The sequence below is a fragment of the Colwellia sp. 5_MG-2023 genome (assembly GCF_030547795.1).
Taxonomy (GTDB): Bacteria; Pseudomonadota; Gammaproteobacteria; order Enterobacterales; family Alteromonadaceae; genus Colwellia.
Map to the genome: position 1 here is coordinate 1 of NZ_JAUOPW010000011.1, position 14936 is coordinate 14936.

Annotated in this window: 18 protein-coding genes; 6 read left to right on the forward strand and 12 right to left on the reverse strand. The window is 39.0% G+C overall.

The window, feature by feature from the left end; genetic code table 11:
• Positions 1-268 precede the first annotated feature (268 nt).
• The 11 genes from rpsQ to rpsJ form a co-directional block, all read right to left on the reverse strand.
• Positions 269-520 carry a 30S ribosomal protein S17 gene (gene rpsQ / locus Q4496_RS09340; RefSeq protein ID WP_215972074.1) on the reverse strand — a complete coding sequence of 84 codons (252 nt, stop codon included), beginning with the start codon at positions 518-520 and terminating at the stop codon, positions 269-271.
• Positions 520-711 (reverse strand): 50S ribosomal protein L29, encoded by a 192-nt coding sequence (gene rpmC, locus Q4496_RS09345; RefSeq protein WP_159821672.1) that lies wholly within the window; start codon positions 709-711, stop codon positions 520-522. The genes rpsQ and rpmC overlap by 1 nt, the downstream gene beginning before the upstream one ends.
• Positions 711-1124 carry a 50S ribosomal protein L16 gene (gene rplP, locus Q4496_RS09350; RefSeq protein ID WP_159821673.1) on the reverse strand — a complete coding sequence of 138 codons (414 nt, stop codon included), beginning with the start codon at positions 1122-1124 and terminating at the stop codon, positions 711-713. The genes rpmC and rplP overlap by 1 nt, the downstream gene beginning before the upstream one ends.
• A 12-nt stretch (positions 1125-1136) precedes the next feature.
• Positions 1137-1832, reverse strand: coding sequence for a 30S ribosomal protein S3 (gene rpsC, locus Q4496_RS09355; protein ID WP_159821674.1), 696 nt, complete (start codon positions 1830-1832; stop codon positions 1137-1139).
• 12 nt (positions 1833-1844) lie between these two features.
• Positions 1845-2177, reverse strand: a complete 333-nt coding sequence (gene rplV / locus Q4496_RS09360) for a 50S ribosomal protein L22 (protein ID WP_215972073.1) — start codon at positions 2175-2177, stop codon at positions 1845-1847.
• Between the two features lie 11 nt (positions 2178-2188).
• Positions 2189-2464 (reverse strand): 30S ribosomal protein S19, encoded by a 276-nt coding sequence (rpsS, locus tag Q4496_RS09365; protein WP_011041718.1) that lies wholly within the window; start codon positions 2462-2464, stop codon positions 2189-2191.
• A gap of 75 nt (positions 2465-2539) precedes the next feature.
• Positions 2540-3364 carry a 50S ribosomal protein L2 gene (gene rplB, locus Q4496_RS09370; protein ID WP_215972072.1) on the reverse strand — a complete coding sequence of 275 codons (825 nt, stop codon included), beginning with the start codon at positions 3362-3364 and terminating at the stop codon, positions 2540-2542.
• A gap of 11 nt (positions 3365-3375) precedes the next feature.
• On the reverse strand, positions 3376-3678 hold the full coding sequence (gene rplW / locus Q4496_RS09375; RefSeq protein WP_159821677.1) for a 50S ribosomal protein L23: 303 nt from the start codon (positions 3676-3678) through the stop codon (positions 3376-3378).
• Positions 3675-4280: a 50S ribosomal protein L4 gene (gene rplD / locus Q4496_RS09380; protein WP_159822967.1), complete on the reverse strand. Its 606-nt coding sequence runs from the start codon at positions 4278-4280 to the stop codon at positions 3675-3677. Before rplD ends, rplW begins: the two co-directional genes overlap by 4 nt.
• A gap of 16 nt (positions 4281-4296) precedes the next feature.
• Positions 4297-4935, reverse strand: a complete 639-nt coding sequence (gene rplC / locus Q4496_RS09385) for a 50S ribosomal protein L3 (protein WP_215972071.1) — start codon at positions 4933-4935, stop codon at positions 4297-4299.
• 14 nt (positions 4936-4949) lie between these two features.
• Complete coding sequence (rpsJ, locus tag Q4496_RS09390) at positions 4950-5261, reverse strand: 30S ribosomal protein S10 (protein ID WP_070375080.1); 312 nt, start codon at positions 5259-5261, stop codon at positions 4950-4952.
• A gap of 395 nt (positions 5262-5656) precedes the next feature.
• On the opposite strand from rpsJ, the gene Q4496_RS09395 reads away from it, so the two are divergent.
• Positions 5657-7303: an AMP-binding protein gene (locus Q4496_RS09395; RefSeq protein WP_303610337.1), complete on the forward strand. Its 1647-nt coding sequence runs from the start codon at positions 5657-5659 to the stop codon at positions 7301-7303.
• A gap of 291 nt (positions 7304-7594) precedes the next feature.
• A complete protein-coding gene (fusA, locus tag Q4496_RS09400; protein ID WP_215972069.1) occupies positions 7595-9697 on the forward strand; it encodes an elongation factor G in 2103 nt (700 codons plus the stop codon).
• A gap of 207 nt (positions 9698-9904) precedes the next feature.
• On the opposite strand, the gene Q4496_RS09405 is transcribed toward fusA, so the two are convergent.
• Positions 9905-10648 (reverse strand): AraC family transcriptional regulator, encoded by a 744-nt coding sequence (locus Q4496_RS09405; protein ID WP_215972068.1) that lies wholly within the window; start codon positions 10646-10648, stop codon positions 9905-9907.
• 161 nt (positions 10649-10809) lie between these two features.
• Between Q4496_RS09405 and Q4496_RS09410 the strand changes: the two genes are divergently transcribed.
• From Q4496_RS09410 to Q4496_RS09425, 4 genes are read left to right on the forward strand one after another with little or no spacing between them, the layout of a single operon-like run.
• Entirely contained in the window at positions 10810-11985 is a 1176-nt protein-coding gene (locus Q4496_RS09410) for a Gfo/Idh/MocA family protein (protein WP_303610338.1), read from the forward strand.
• 1 nt (position 11986) lies between these two features.
• Positions 11987-13054: a sugar phosphate isomerase/epimerase gene (locus Q4496_RS09415; RefSeq protein ID WP_303610339.1), complete on the forward strand. Its 1068-nt coding sequence runs from the start codon at positions 11987-11989 to the stop codon at positions 13052-13054.
• Between the two features lie 24 nt (positions 13055-13078).
• Complete coding sequence (locus tag Q4496_RS09420; RefSeq protein ID WP_215972066.1) at positions 13079-14302, forward strand: sugar MFS transporter; 1224 nt, start codon at positions 13079-13081, stop codon at positions 14300-14302.
• Complete coding sequence (locus Q4496_RS09425; RefSeq protein WP_215972065.1) at positions 14295-14915, forward strand: gluconate 2-dehydrogenase subunit 3 family protein; 621 nt, start codon at positions 14295-14297, stop codon at positions 14913-14915. The genes Q4496_RS09420 and Q4496_RS09425 overlap by 8 nt, the downstream gene beginning before the upstream one ends.
• Positions 14916-14936: the final 21 nt, after the last annotated feature.

Below are 14936 nucleotides of genomic sequence, written 5' to 3' on the forward strand. Positions count from 1 at the left end.
AGTTGAGGAATAAAAAAGCCCCTAGTAAATAAATACTAGGGCTTTTAAGTAACTATAAAGTTAATTAAAAAATATTTATTCCTTTAAGAAGCAGCTTTAACTACTACGTCAACTAATTTCCACATGCCTTTTATCAGCTAGAGCTAGACTTAGAAATTGTACCAATTTCATTTTATTAAGTTGTGTTTGAGTTGAGGAATAAAAAAGCCCCTAGTAAATAAATACTAGGGGCTTTTAAGTAACTATAAAGTTAATTAAAAAATATTAATTAAGCTTTAACTACTACGTCAACTAATTTCCAGTTCTTAGACTTAGAAATTGGTGCAACTTCAGTAATAGTTACTAAGTCACCTTCGTTACATACGTTAGCTTCATCGTGCGCTTTCAACTTAGTTGAACGCGTGATGTACTTACCATATATAGGGTGCTTAACACGACGTTCGATCATTACAACGATAGACTTATCCATCTTGTTACTGATAACAACGCCTTGTAGTGTGCGGATTTTAGCTTCGCTCATTACTTACCTGCCTTTTCAGTGATGATAGTCTTAACACGTGCAATATTGCGACGTACAGTTCTTAGCAAATGAGTTTGTGCTAATTGACCAGTGCTTGCTTGCATGCGGTAGTTAAACTGCTCACGTAGAAGCTCTAGTAATTCAGCATTAAGCTCTTCAATGCTTTTTGCTTTTAGTTCACTAGCTTTCATTACATTACCGTCCTAGTTACGAAGGTAGTTTTAAACGGAAGTTTAGCAGCAGCTAAAGCAAATGCTTCGCGCGCTACTTCTTCAGGAACACCTTCCATTTCATAAAGAACACGGCCAGGAAGAATTTGGCAAACCCAATATTCTACTGAACCCTTACCTTTACCCATACGAACCTCAAGAGGTTTTTTGGTAATTGGCTTATCAGGGAAAACGCGTATCCAGATTTTACCTTGACGCTTAACATGACGAGTCATGGCACGACGAGCGGCTTCAATTTGGCGTGCAGTCATACGACCGCGCTCAACCGATTTCAAACCGAAAGTACCGAAGCTAACTGAACTACCAACCTGTGCAAGACCACGGTTACGTAATTTAAATTGCTTACGGAATTTAGTACGTTTTGGTTGTAACATTACTTATTCCTCTTACTTCGCTTTGCGGTTGTTCTTTCTTTTAGGTTTAGCCGCTGGTTGTTCTGCCACAAGTGGCATTTTACCAATGATTTCGCCTTTAAAGATCCAAACTTTAATACCAATTACACCATAAGTCGTGTCGCCACGCGCAATTGCGTAGTCGATATCAGCACGTAATGTATGTAAAGGTACACGACCTTCACGATACCATTCAGCACGTGCAATATCAGCGCCGCCTAAACGACCGCTAACTTGAACTTTGATACCCTTAGCACCTAAACGCATAGCGTTTTGCACGGCACGCTTCATAGCGCGACGGAACATAACACGACGTTCTAATTGACTAGCAATACTGTCAGCAACAAGCTGCGCATCCATTTCTGGCTTACGTACTTCAGCAATGTTGATTTGAGCAGGAACGCCGGCAATTTTAGACACAGCTAAACGTAACTTCTCAACATCTTCGCCTTTCTTACCAATAACAACACCTGGACGAGCCGTGTGAATTGTTACGCGGATAGATTTAGCTGGACGTTCAATAACTACTTTAGATAGTGAAGCGCGTTTAAGCTTTTCTTTTAAAAATTCGCGAACCTTATGGTCGCCGTCTAAGTTGCTAGCAAAATCTTTGCTGTTAGCAAACCAAGTAGACGCGAAAGGTTTCGTGATCCCTAGGCGAATACCGGTAGGATTAACTTTTTGACCCATACTAATATACTCCTAAGAATCAGACACAATCACAGTAATGTGACTAGTGCGCTTGATGATGCGATCGGCTCGGCCTTTCGCTCGTGGCATAATACGTTTCATTGTTGGACCATCGTCAATCATAATTGTTTTAACGAATAATTCATCAATATCTGCACCTTCATTGTGCTCTGCATTAGCAATCGCTGAATTAAGAACTTTTTTAACTAAGTCAGCAGCAGATTTGTTGCTAAACGTTAGTATTTCAAGAGCTTTTTCAACGTGTACGCCGCGGATTTGATCCGCAACTAAACGTGCTTTTTGCGCAGAACCACGGGCAAATTTATGTATAGCAATTGCTTCCATCTAACTTCCCCTTACTTCTTCGCTTTCTTATCAGCGACATGACCGCGATAAGTACGAGTTGGTGCAAATTCTCCTAATTTGTGACCGATCATTTCTTCGGTTACAAATACAGGAACGTGTTGACGGCCATTATGGACAGCTATGGTCAATCCGATCATCGTAGGGATGATCATTGAACGACGGGACCAAGTTTTAATTGGCTTTTTATTCCCGCTTTCCACCGCTTTCTCTACCTTCGTCAACAAGTGTAGGTCAATAAAAGGACCTTTCTTGAGGGAACGTGGCATGGTGATTCCTTAATTATCATTACTCTAATTACCGAAATTAATCGATAATTATGAGTATTTAGTTTAATGCACTAATTACTTAGTACGACGACGTACGATAAATTTATCAGTACGCTTATTCGAACGAGTCTTGTAACCCTTAGTTGGTACACCCCAAGGTGATACCGGATGACGACCGCCAGATGTTTTACCTTCACCACCACCGTGTGGATGGTCAACTGGGTTCATGGCAACACCACGAACAGTTGGGCGAACACCGCGCCAGCGTGAAGCACCAGCTTTACCCAGAGAGCGAAGCATGTGTTCAGCATTGCCGATTTCACCTAAAGTAGCACGACAATCTGCTTCGATTTTACGCATTTCGCCAGAGCGAAGACGTAAAGTAACGTAAGCACCATCTTTCGCAACTAATTGTGCGTAAGTACCAGCAGCACGAGCAATTTGCGCGCCCTTACCTGGTTTAAGTTCGATTGCATGCACAACACTACCTAATGGCGTGTTGCGTAAAGGCATAGTATTACCCGCTTTAATAGGAGCATCAACACCAGACTGGATAGAATCACCAGCTTTTAAGCCTTTAGGGGCTAAGATGTAACGACGTTCACCATCTGCATATAATACTAAAGCGATGTTAGCACTACGATTTGGATCGTATTCTAAACGTTCAACTTTCGCAGGGATACCATCTTTATTACGTTTAAAGTCAACGATACGATAATGATGCTTATGACCACCGCCAATATGACGAACGGTAATACGACCATTATTGTTACGACCACCAGACTTAGACTTAGTGTCTAATAATGGTGCGTAAGGCTTACCTTTATGAAGCTCTTTGTTTACCACTTTAACTAGGTGACGACGACCCGGAGAAGTAGGTTTACATTTTACAATAGCCATTTTAACTACTCCTATGATTCAGCGCCAACGAAGTCGATGTCACTACCTTCTGCAAGAGTTACGTAAGCTTTTTTCCAGTCGTTACGACGACCAAAACGAGCTCCAGTACGTTTTACTTTACCCTTAACATTAAGTGTATTAACACCTACAACAGAAACTTCAAAAAGCTTCTCAACGGCCGCTTTAATTTCAGCTTTAGTTGCATCAGTAGTAACTTTGAAAACAACAGTGTTGTTTGCTTCAGCTGCTACAGTTGCTTTTTCAGAAATATTTGGTGCTAAAAGCACTTTCAACAAACGTTCTTCGTTTATCATGCTAGTATCCCCTCGATTTCTTTAACTGCATCAGCAGTAATTAAAACTTTTTCGAAACCAACTAAGCTTACAGGATCAATTGCTGCAACATCACGAACGTCAACTTTATATAAGTTGCGTGCTGATAAGAACAAGTTCTCGTCAACTTCTTTAGTTACAATCAATACATCTTTAAGCTCTAAGCCTTTCAACTTAGCAACTAATTCTTTAGTTTTAGGTGTTTCTACCGAAAAATCGTTTACTACAACTAAACGTTCTTGACGAACTAATTCAGATAAGATGCTAGCAATAGCACCACGATACATTTTACGGTTAACTTTTAAACTGTGATCTTGAGGTTTAGCAGCGAATGTTACGCCACCAGAACGCCAGATTGGACCACGAGTAGTACCGGCACGAGCTCGGCCTGTACCTTTTTGACGCCATGGTTTTGCACCACCGCCGCTAACTTCTGAACGAGTTTTCTGAGCACGAGTACCTTGACGAGCACCAGCTGCATATGCAACTACTACTTGGTGTACTAAAGCTTCATTAAACTCACGTCCAAAAGTTGCTTCAGAAACTTCAAGAGCACCTGATGCGTCTTTTAATGATAATTCCATCACAAAATCTCCTGGACTAAGCTTTAACAGCTGGTTTGATGATTACGTTACCGTTGATAGCACCCGGAACTGCGCCTTTAACAAGCAACAAGTTACGTTCTGCGTCAACGCGAACCAATTCAAGGTTTTGTGTAGTAACGCGCACAGCACCCATGTGACCAGACATTTTTTTGCCTTTGAAAACGCGACCTGGTGTTTGACACTGACCTAACGAACCGTTAGATCTGTGAGAAATCGAGTTACCATGAGTTGCATCTTGCATGCTGAAATTCCAGCGCTTGATACCACCTTGGAAACCTTTACCTTTAGAGGTACCAGTTACATCTACTAATTTAGTTTCATTGAAAATCTCAACAGTGATTTCACTGCCAGCTTCAATATCGCTACCTTCATTTGCATTTAAGCGGAATTCCCACAGGCCACGACCTGCTTCAACGCCTGCTTTAGCGAAATGACCAGCTGCTGGTTTGTTAACACGGCTTGCTTTACGCTTGCCCGTAGTAACTTGAAGCGCTGAATAACCATCGTTGTCTACAGTTTTAACCTGAGAAACACGGTTCGCTTCAACTTCTAGAACTGTAACAGGAGTAGAAACGCCATCTTCTGTGAAGACACGAGTCATACCCACTTTACGTCCAACTAGACCTATAGTCATTGTTAAAACTCCTCTTAGCCCAAGCTGATTTGAACATCAACACCAGCTGCAAGATCTAAACGCATTAATGCGTCTACAGTCTTTTCAGTTGGCTCAACGATATCAATCATGCGTTTGTGAGTACGAATTTCGTACTGGTCACGCGCATCTTTGTTAACGTGTGGAGAAGTTAATATTGTAAAACGTTCTTTGCGAGTTGGAAGTGGAATAGGACCACGAACCTGTGCGCCAGTACGCTTAGCAGTATCAACGATCTCTGCTGTAGATTGATCAATCAAACGATGATCGAACGCTTTCAAACGAATGCGAATTCTTTGATTTGACATTTATCAAATCCCCTTTTAAAAGAACAAAAAAATACATCCCTCTGCTTCCTTATGTACTGGAAGGGGGTGTATTACTAAATAAACATTCAACGCAAAATTAGCGTTGCTGTATAAGGAAATAACTAATACGTTAATACCTTAGTTTGTTTACGTTTGAATGATTATCTTTATAAAACAGACAAAACTGTATAAACAAAACTACACCCAGTTCTCCTGAATGTGGTCGCGTATTATACATAAGATTAGAATATGAGCAAGTATTAATTACTCATTGCTAAGTTTTAAATATTCAGCCTGTTAACCTAATAGCGTTTCAATTGAATATTCATTACACTCGAAATAACTATAAAAAGAATTAACCATAATAATTATCATCATATAAAGAGGGGAAGGACATGAATAAACCTTGGTTTACTAATTATCCTACAAATGTAGCTCATGAGGTCGATTTAACCCGTTACACTTCATTAATAGACTTATTTCATGAAACAACGGCTAAATATCAACAGCAAACAGCTTTTAGTAATTTTGGCGCGGAACTGACCTTCAATCAGGTAAATAGTTTATCACGAGATTTTGCCGCTTTTTTACAAAACAAGTTGAATATTACCAAAGGCGATCGTGTCGCCTTAATGTGTCCAAATACTTTATGCTTCCCAATTGCTATGTGGGGCATTATTCGTGTTGGAGGAGTACAGGTAAATGTAAACCCAATGTATACACCGCGCGAATTAGAGCATCAACTTAATGATGCCCAAGTAGACACTATCATTATATTTTCTTCATCAACTAAAATGCTCGCTGATGTTATTGGCAAAACTAACGTAAAGAATGTGATTACCATTAATTTAGATGATTTAATCAACAAAGGGTTACCGAGTGAACCTATTGATGAGCGTTTAAGTCATACTATTAGCTTTACCGACGCCTTAGCTCAAGGAAAGAATAGTGAATTAGCGGAGCCTAAGCTATGCCAAGACGATTTATTGTATTTACAATATACCGGTGGCACCACCGGATTATCAAAAGGCGCTATGCTTAGTCACGGTAATTTAATTGCGAATATATTGCAGTATGAAGAATTTGCTAAAAATGAAATAGACTACGGTAATGATATTGTTATTACCGCGATTCCTATGTATCACATCTTCGCCTTAATGGCGAACACCCTAGCCTATTTTACCTTCGGCGCTAAAAATGTTTTAGTTACGAATCCTCGTGATATGCCCAGCTTTGTCGAAATATGGAAAAACACACCTGCAACAACGTTCACTGGAGTAAATACCTTATTTAACGGCCTATTGCACACACCAGGTTTTGAGCAAGTAGACTTTTCTGCATTAAAGCTATGTATTGGTGGTGGCGCAGCCGTTCAACAAGCTGTGGCAGATAAATGGTTACAAGTCACTGGGACTAGACTTCAAGAAGGTTATGGATTGTCAGAAACGTCCCCCGTTTTATCATTGAATTTTGGTGCCACAATTAATGGTGAAGAAATCTATGTACCTGGTATCGGTATTCCCCTTCCTAATACTGACATATCTATTCGAGATCATAATGGTAATGAAGTGCCACAAGGTGAGGCTGGCGAATTATGTGCTAAAGGCCCACAAGTCATGTCTGGCTACTGGAATAATGATCACGCAACAGAAGATTGCATGACACTCGATGGTTATTTTAAAACAGGCGATGTTGCTATGCTCGATGAAAAGGGATTTTTCCATATCGTAGACCGTATAAAAGATATGATTAATGTCTCAGGTTTTAATGTTTACCCTAATGAAATTGAAGCGGAAATAGCCAACATGCCCGGCATTATAGAGTCAGCTTGTATTGGTGTAACGGATGAAAAAACAGGTGAAGCAGTTAAGCTGTTTGTTGTGAAAAATAAAGATGCCCAATATAGTAATATGACTGAACAAGATGTTATTGACTTTTGTCGCCAAGGATTAACAGCATATAAAGTACCTAAGCATGTCATTTTTATTAATGAAATTCCTAAATCTACGGTAGGAAAATTACTACGTAGAGAACTTAGATAATCTTTTAAAGCAACTTAAAAATAATAGCTAGGCGCATATTTACGATAAACCTAGCTTTTTTATTTGCTATTTCTAGTAATATTACTATATCTTTTTATTAATATTCCTATATATAAACAGAACGAGTGAACATTTACATTTTTTTTCTCAATGTTATATCGATCTTAATTGAGTAATGTTATACTCGCGCGCAAATTTTCAACAATTCTGTATTTTTGTTCTTCCTTTACTTATATAAAGTGTTAAGGAGAAAGAAAGCAGAATAGACCTTAAACTAAATAGAGTAAAACAATGGCAGATTTATCTAAGTACAGAAACATTGGTATATTCGCTCACGTTGATGCTGGTAAAACCACAACAACTGAACGAATCCTTAAATTAACCGGGAAAATCCATAAATCTGGTGAAACTCATGACGGTGAATCAACTACCGATTTCATGGAACAGGAAGCTGAGCGCGGTATTACCATCCAATCTGCAGCGGTTACATGTGAATGGAAAAAACACCGTTTTAACGTAATTGACACTCCTGGTCACGTTGATTTCACTGTTGAAGTTTATCGTTCATTAAAAGTTCTTGATGGTGGTGTTGGTGTATTCTGTGGTAGTGGTGGTGTTGAGCCACAATCAGAAACTAACTGGCGTTATGCTAACGACTCTAAAGTAGCTCGTTTAATCTTCGTTAACAAATTAGACCGTTTAGGTGCTAACTTTTACCGTGTAACAGACCAAGTTAAAAAAGTACTAGGTGCTCAACCGCTTATTATGACTTTACCAATCGGTGAAGAAGATGAATTCGTTGGTGTTGTTGATGTATTAAGCCAAAAAGCTTACATCTGGGACGAAACTGGTCTTCCAGAAAACTACACAATTGAAGATATTCCTGCTGACATGGTTGATGATGCTGCTATCTACCGTGAACAAATGATCGAAACTGCTTTAGAAGCAGACGAAGATTTATTAATGGAATACTTAGAAGGTGAACTTACACCGACTGAAGAGCAAATTAAAGCGTGTATCCGTAAAGGTACTAACGAATTAATGTTCTTCCCTACATACTGTGGTTCTGCATTCAAAAACAAAGGTATGCAACTTCTTCTTGATGCTGTTGTTGATTACTTACCTTGTCCTACAGACGTTAACCCTCAACCGTTAACTGATGAAGCAGGCGAGCCTACTGGTAAATATGCAATTGTTGATACTAAAGAAACATTCAAAGCGTTAGCATTCAAAATAATGGATGACCGTTTTGGTGCTCTTACCTTTATTCGTATCTACTCAGGTACATTGAAGAAAGGTGATACTATTCTTAACTCGTTCACAGGTAAAACTGAGCGTGTTGGTCGTATGGTTGAAATGCAAGCGGATGACCGTACTGAGCTTTCTGAAGCACAAGCCGGTGATATCTTAGCTATCGTTGGTATGAAGAATGTTCAAACAGGTCACACATTATGTGATCCTAAAGACCCTTGTACTCTAGAAGCAATGGTTTTCCCTGCTCCAGTAATTTCTATCTCTGTAACGCCTAAAGATAAAGGTGGTTCTGAGAAGATGGGTGTTGCTATTGGTAAAATGGTTGCAGAAGATCCAACATTCATGGTTGAAACTGATGTTGATTCAGGCGAAACAATCTTACGTGGTATGGGTGAGCTTCACTTAGATATCAAAGTAGATATCCTTAAGCGTACTTACGGTGTTGATTTAGAAGTAGGTAAACCACAGGTTGCTTACCGTGAAACAATCACATCAGAAATTGAAGATTCTTACACACATAAGAAACAATCTGGTGGTTCTGGTCAGTTCGGTAAAATTGATTACCGTATCAAGCCTGGCGAACCTGGTTCTGGTTTCGTATTCAACTCTGTAGTTGTTGGTGGTAATGTACCTAAAGAATTCTTCCCAGCAATCGAGAAAGGCTTCAAAGGCATGATGGAGACTGGTGTTCTTGCTGGCTTCCCTGTATTAGATGTTGAAATTGAATTATACGATGGTGGCTTCCATGCTGTCGATTCATCTGCTGTTGCATTTGAATTAGCTGCTCGTGGTGCTTTCCGTCAATCAATTCCAAAAGCTGGTGCTCAGTTAATTGAACCTATCATGGCTGTTGACGTATTTACTCCTGAAGATCACGTTGGTGATGTTATCGGTGATTTAAACCGTCGTCGTGGTATGATCAAAGACCAAGAAGCTGGTACTACTGGTGTTCGCATCAAAGCTGACGTACCTCTTTCAGAAATGTTCGGTTACATCGGATCTCTACGTACAATGACATCAGGTCGTGGTCAATTCTCTATGGAATTCTCTCACTACATGCCTTGTCCTAACAACGTAGCTGAAGAAGTAATTGCTGAAGTTAAAGCAGCGAAAGCAGCGAAAGACGCAGCGAGAAAATAAATAATTAAATTTTAATTATTTTGAATAAAGGATGCTTCGGCATCCTTTTTTATTGGTTGTCGTTTATTAACCAATAATGATTATCTGCTGGAACTAAATCTCATGTAGTATGCAGCATACCTATTGGGATCCTGAATCAAGTTCATGATGATGACATGTTGCGTTGTTGCATCTATCTTTAAGCTTCTGACTCAATGCTCGTCATAGTTAAGCATTCTTACGATAATTCTTTCTAAACTCAGAGGGTAGTTCACCAAAAAAAAGGCGAAATTGTTTGCTGAAATAACTATGATCAGTGAAACCAGTCGCATCACCTACCTCAGCAATTGGCATATTAGTTTCTACTAGGAGCCTGCGGGAGTTCTCTAACCTAATTTCATTAATTAATTGCTTAGGCGTTTTCGCTAAATACTTCTTAAATCTTCGTTCCAATGCACTCACTGACAAATGGGCTACATTGGCTAGTTGTTCAATACTAAAATGAGTTTGATAATTTTTTCTAATATAGTCCACCGGCTCTTTAATGGCATCAACGCCAGAAAAAGCAATGGCTTGTTTTTGTAAATGTCGAGTTATGCCATACGAGCCTACAATATTATTTACACTGTCAAAAATAGGCCTTTTTGATGTAGTGTACCAAGCAATATCACCGTCATGATTCATATTCATTTCTAATCGTTCAGTCACCTGTTCACCCGCTATAATTTTGTCATCATCACGAAAAAACTGCTTAGCGAGATGAGCAGGTGAAAAATCAAAGTCAGTTTTCCCCAGAATACTGTCTAAACTCTTTGCATTAAGGTGCTCTATTAAAGCCTGATTAGCATGAATAAAAACATGGTTTCTATCTTTAATCCAAAAAAGATCACTAGACAATAAATCAAACATATTAACTAACTGTTTAACGCCAATATGTTCAAGAAAAGACGTCGAATGCTGTTCAATAATCATTATTTATATTCTCATTTTATGAAAGGTAAAACTAACACGAAAACTTTCAAAACAAAAATTAAACGCCGAATTTATTGCATTGTCCACCGAATTTTTAATAACACCCTCTTCGTTCGCTCTATATAGTAAATCCTTTGTAGCGATAAGTTAGGTATGAATTGATGAAAAAAGTTCGCATGGGAATGGTTGGCGGTGGTCAAGGTGCATTTATTGGTGCAATTCATCGTATGGCTGCTTCTCTTGATGGCGAGATAGAATTAGTTTGTGGCGCCTTTAGTTCCGACCCACAACGTTCGATCGATTCAGGTGCTGCACTTTATTTACCTGAAGAACGCTGCTATGCCAACTATGAAGATATGTTTATCGCTGAGGCGTTATTACCTGTTAATGAACGTATGGAGTTTGTCGCGATAGTTACCCCAAACCATTTGCACTTTCCAATAGCTAAAGCAGCTATTGAACGTGGTTTTCATGTAATGTCAGACAAACCCGCAACGTTAAACTTATCAGAAGTATTAACCTTACAATCAATACTAGCAAAACATGATGTTCTTTATGGACTAACCCATACCTACAATGGCTACCCTCTAATTAAGCAAGCTAAGCACCTTATCAATCAAGGCGAATTGGGTAATATTGTTAAAGTTGTCGTTGAATACTCGCAAGGTTGGCTTGCCTCAAAAAGCGATGAAAACAGTAAGCAAGCTAGCTGGCGATTAGATCCCAAAAAGTCAGGTGTCAGTTGCTGCATGGGTGATATAGGAGTTCATGCTGCTAATTTAGCTGAATATGTATCAGGTATAAAAATTACGCATTTATGTGCAGATCTCACCTCATCTATCCCCGGTCGAACTTTAGATGATGACGGAACTGTCATATTGAAATTTTCTAATGGCGCAAAAGGTCTACTATTCGCGAGTCAAATAGCAGTAGGTGATGAAAATAATTTAAAGCTACGTATCTATGGCGATAAAAAAAGTATTGAATGGTCGCAGCTAGAGCCAAACTCCTTGCTGCTAAAATCAACTAATGAACCGACTCAATTAATTAGAACGGGGGTTGGCGAAATGTGTGAAGCGGCTCAGCAAGCCACACGTACTCCGGCAGGTCATCCAGAAGGTTATTTAGAAGCTTTTGCCAATATATATCTTAATTTTGTCAAGCAGATCCGCGCACATAAAAATGGTGTAGATTGCTCTAATCAAGAATTTGATGTGCCAAGTATTGAAGATGCAATTAGGGGCATGGCATTTATCGAAAACGTTGTGCAATCCAATCAATCAAATGAGAAGTGGCAAGCGTTATCATTGAACATAACCCCAATGGAAGTGAACTAATATGGAACCTATTTTTAAATCACAAATCAAAGGCCCTGGCATTTTCCTCGCTCAATTTTGCCAAGATACAGCGCCCTTTAATAATCTCGCCGACATTTGTCAGTGGGTAGCAGCAATGGGTTATAAAGCGGTACAAATTCCTACCTGGGATAAGCGACTATTTAATTTAGAATTAGCTTATCAAAGTGAAAGTTATTGCGAAGAGATTAATGGTATTGTGACCGATGCAGGTTTATCAATTAGTGAATTATCAACCCATCTTCAAGGACAATTAGTCGCGGTTCATCCAACCTACAATAAACAGTTTGACAATTTTGCCATTGATGAAGTGAAAAATAACCCGCAAGCTAGAACAGCCTGGGCAATTGAACAAGTAGGCATGGCCGCAAAAGTGAGTGCAAAATTAGGGTTAAAAGCCCATGCCACATTTTCTGGCGCATTATTATGGCAAACCTTTTATCCTTGGCCACAACGCCCTGCTGGCTTAGTAGAAGATGGTTTTAAAGAATTAGCACAACGATGGTTGCCTATTCTAGATAAGTTCGAAGATGCAGGTGTTGATGTCTGCTATGAATTACACCCTGGTGAAGATCTACATGATGGCGTTACTTTTGAGCGCTTCCTTGAAGCAACAGGGAATCATCAACGAGCAAATATACTGTACGATCCAAGTCACTTTGTACTTCAACAATTAGATTATTTAGCTTTTATCGATATTTATCATGAAAAAATTAAAGCCTTTCATGTTAAAGATGCTGAATTTAGGCCCAATGGAAGAAGTGGTGTTTATGGCGGTTACCAAGATTGGCAGAATAGACCAGGTCGTTTTCGATCATTAGGGGATGGTCAAATAGACTTTAAACAGATTTTTAGTAAGTTAACACAGTATGGTTATGATGGTTGGGCAGTACTTGAATGGGAGTGTTGTTTAAAACACCCTGAAGATGGTGCAAAAGAAGGCGCGCCATTTATCGCACAACACTTAATTAGAACACCTGAACATGCCTTTGATGATTTTGCAGCTAGTGGTGAAGATGCCAACTTGAATCGAGATATTCTAGGATTATAACAAACTACAAATAAGTGACGAAATATGTCAACAAATATTAATAAAAACAAGTTGTTTATTGCCTGTTGTTTAGCGCTAACAGTCACAGCCATGACCTTTGCCATTAGAGCAGGTATTTTAGGTCAACTAAGTCAAGATTTCTCTCTTTCCGATACTCAATTGGGATGGATTAACGCAATGGCCTTTTTAGGATTTCCTGTTGCAACGATGTTAGGTGGTTTGTTATATAATTTCCTAGGAGCCAAGAAATTAGTATTGATAGCTTTTATCGGGCATTTACTCGGTTTACTGTTAACAATGAATGCAGCAGGTTTCTGGACACTATTAATTTCCAGCTTTTGTATTGGTTTTGCTAATGGTTCAGTAGAAGCCGCTTGTAATCCACTTATTGCCGATATTTATCATAAAAATAAAACCACTATGCTAAACCGTTTTCACGTATGGTTTCCTGGAGGAGTGGTCATTGGTGCATTAATTTCAAAAAATATGACCGATATGAGTTTTGGTTGGCAAGCACAAATAGCTGTTATGCTGGTTCCTACGATAATCTATGGCTATTTAATTTTTACGCAAAAATTCCCTCAAACCACAAATATCAACACTTCCACAACCGTTAATATTAAAGCATTATTCTCCCCTTTATTTTTATTTATCGCATTTTGCATGACACTAACAACTACAAGTGAATTAGGCACGCAACAATGGATTGAACGCATTCTAGGTTCATCAGGGGCATCGCCTATGCTTATTATGGCAATGATCACTGGTGTAATGGCAGTAGGTCGTTATTTTGCAGGACCACTTATTCATAAGTTTAATCCCGCAGGCGTATTACTCTATTCTGCTATCGTTACCACACTCGGCATATACAGCATGAGTATAGCGACAGGTAATATGGTGTACTTTTCGGCTTTATTGTTTGCTTTAGGCGTAACCTATTTTTGGCCAACTATGGTTGGCTTTGTCGCTGAAAACATTCCCAAGTCAGGTGCTTTAGGCATGTCCATACTTGGTGGTATCGGTATGTTTGCTGTTAGTATGTGGAATCCTATTATTGGTAGTTGGATTGATAAAGCACGCCTTGAAGCATTAGCTGTCAATAGCTCACCTGAGCTAGCCGAACTAGCAGCTGGCCAAGCAACATTGGCTAATTTAAGTATTTTTCCCTTTGTGCTTATCTTTGCTTTTACAGCATTGGTAATATTTATGCGCAAATCAACTAAAGCGACTGAGGTAACACGTGAATAATAAACATGAAAGCGCTTATCACAATAGTAAAAGACAATTTTTACGTGGTTTAACTGCAATAATGGGAAGCGTTGCCATCTCCCAATTAACAAGTACTAATGCGCTAGCTTCAGCTTTTAAATATGAAGCCCAAGCTAATAGCACCCTAAAAAATGGTAAACTATTTTCTCAGTTAGAAATGCAAATTTTGCATGATATTTGTGCTGTCGTTTTACCAGCAACAGATACCCCAAGTGCTGCAGAATTAGATGTACATGGCTTTTTAGATCATCAACTATCTGCGTGTCATAGCCAAGAGCAACAAGCACATGCTAAAAATATTGTGAATACAATTAATCAGCAAAGCAACGCTAATTTTTCTCAACCATTTACCACGATTACTGCCGACCAACAAACGGCTTTATTAGTGGCATTAGAATCACAAAAATTAGGCTTTAATCTAGAAAACAAAGAACAATTTAAAGAATTGAAAGCCTTATTAATTTTTGGTTATTTCACCACTGAAGTTGGTGCAACTCAAGCACTAAACTATCAAGCTGTTCCTGGCGGATTTAAAGGTTCGGTATCCTATTCATCCTTGAAAAAAGCATGGGGGTCTTTAGCGTATTACTAAAAGAGCCTGAACTCGACTTAA

Excerpts from the sequence above, each read along its gene's own strand:
- rplP (WP_159821673.1), bottom strand. The coding sequence starts at position 1,124 with ATGTTACAACCAAAACGTACTAAATTCCGTAAGCAATTTAAATTACGT.
- rplD (WP_159822967.1), bottom strand. The coding sequence starts at position 4,280 with ATGGAATTATCATTAAAAGACGCATCAGGTGCTCTTGAAGTTTCTGAA.
- Q4496_RS09395 (WP_303610337.1), top strand. The coding sequence starts at position 5,657 with ATGAATAAACCTTGGTTTACTAATTATCCTACAAATGTAGCTCATGAG.
- Q4496_RS09415 (WP_303610339.1), top strand. The coding sequence starts at position 11,987 with ATGGAACCTATTTTTAAATCACAAATCAAAGGCCCTGGCATTTTCCTC.
- rpsJ (WP_070375080.1), bottom strand. The coding sequence starts at position 5,261 with ATGTCAAATCAAAGAATTCGCATTCGTTTGAAAGCGTTCGATCATCGT.
- rplV (WP_215972073.1), bottom strand. The coding sequence starts at position 2,177 with ATGGAAGCAATTGCTATACATAAATTTGCCCGTGGTTCTGCGCAAAAA.
- rplB (WP_215972072.1), bottom strand. The coding sequence starts at position 3,364 with ATGGCTATTGTAAAATGTAAACCTACTTCTCCGGGTCGTCGTCACCTA.
- Q4496_RS09420 (WP_215972066.1), top strand. The coding sequence starts at position 13,079 with ATGTCAACAAATATTAATAAAAACAAGTTGTTTATTGCCTGTTGTTTA.
- Q4496_RS09410 (WP_303610338.1), top strand. The coding sequence starts at position 10,810 with ATGAAAAAAGTTCGCATGGGAATGGTTGGCGGTGGTCAAGGTGCATTT.
- rplC (WP_215972071.1), bottom strand. The coding sequence starts at position 4,935 with ATGACTATAGGTCTAGTTGGACGTAAAGTGGGTATGACTCGTGTCTTC.
- rplW (WP_159821677.1), bottom strand. The coding sequence starts at position 3,678 with ATGATAAACGAAGAACGTTTGTTGAAAGTGCTTTTAGCACCAAATATT.
- rpsQ (WP_215972074.1), bottom strand. The coding sequence starts at position 520 with ATGAGCGAAGCTAAAATCCGCACACTACAAGGCGTTGTTATCAGTAAC.
- rpsS (WP_011041718.1), bottom strand. The coding sequence starts at position 2,464 with ATGCCACGTTCCCTCAAGAAAGGTCCTTTTATTGACCTACACTTGTTG.
- Q4496_RS09405 (WP_215972068.1), bottom strand. The coding sequence starts at position 10,648 with ATGATTATTGAACAGCATTCGACGTCTTTTCTTGAACATATTGGCGTT.
- rpsC (WP_159821674.1), bottom strand. The coding sequence starts at position 1,832 with ATGGGTCAAAAAGTTAATCCTACCGGTATTCGCCTAGGGATCACGAAA.
- rpmC (WP_159821672.1), bottom strand. The coding sequence starts at position 711 with ATGAAAGCTAGTGAACTAAAAGCAAAAAGCATTGAAGAGCTTAATGCT.
- fusA (WP_215972069.1), top strand. The coding sequence starts at position 7,595 with ATGGCAGATTTATCTAAGTACAGAAACATTGGTATATTCGCTCACGTT.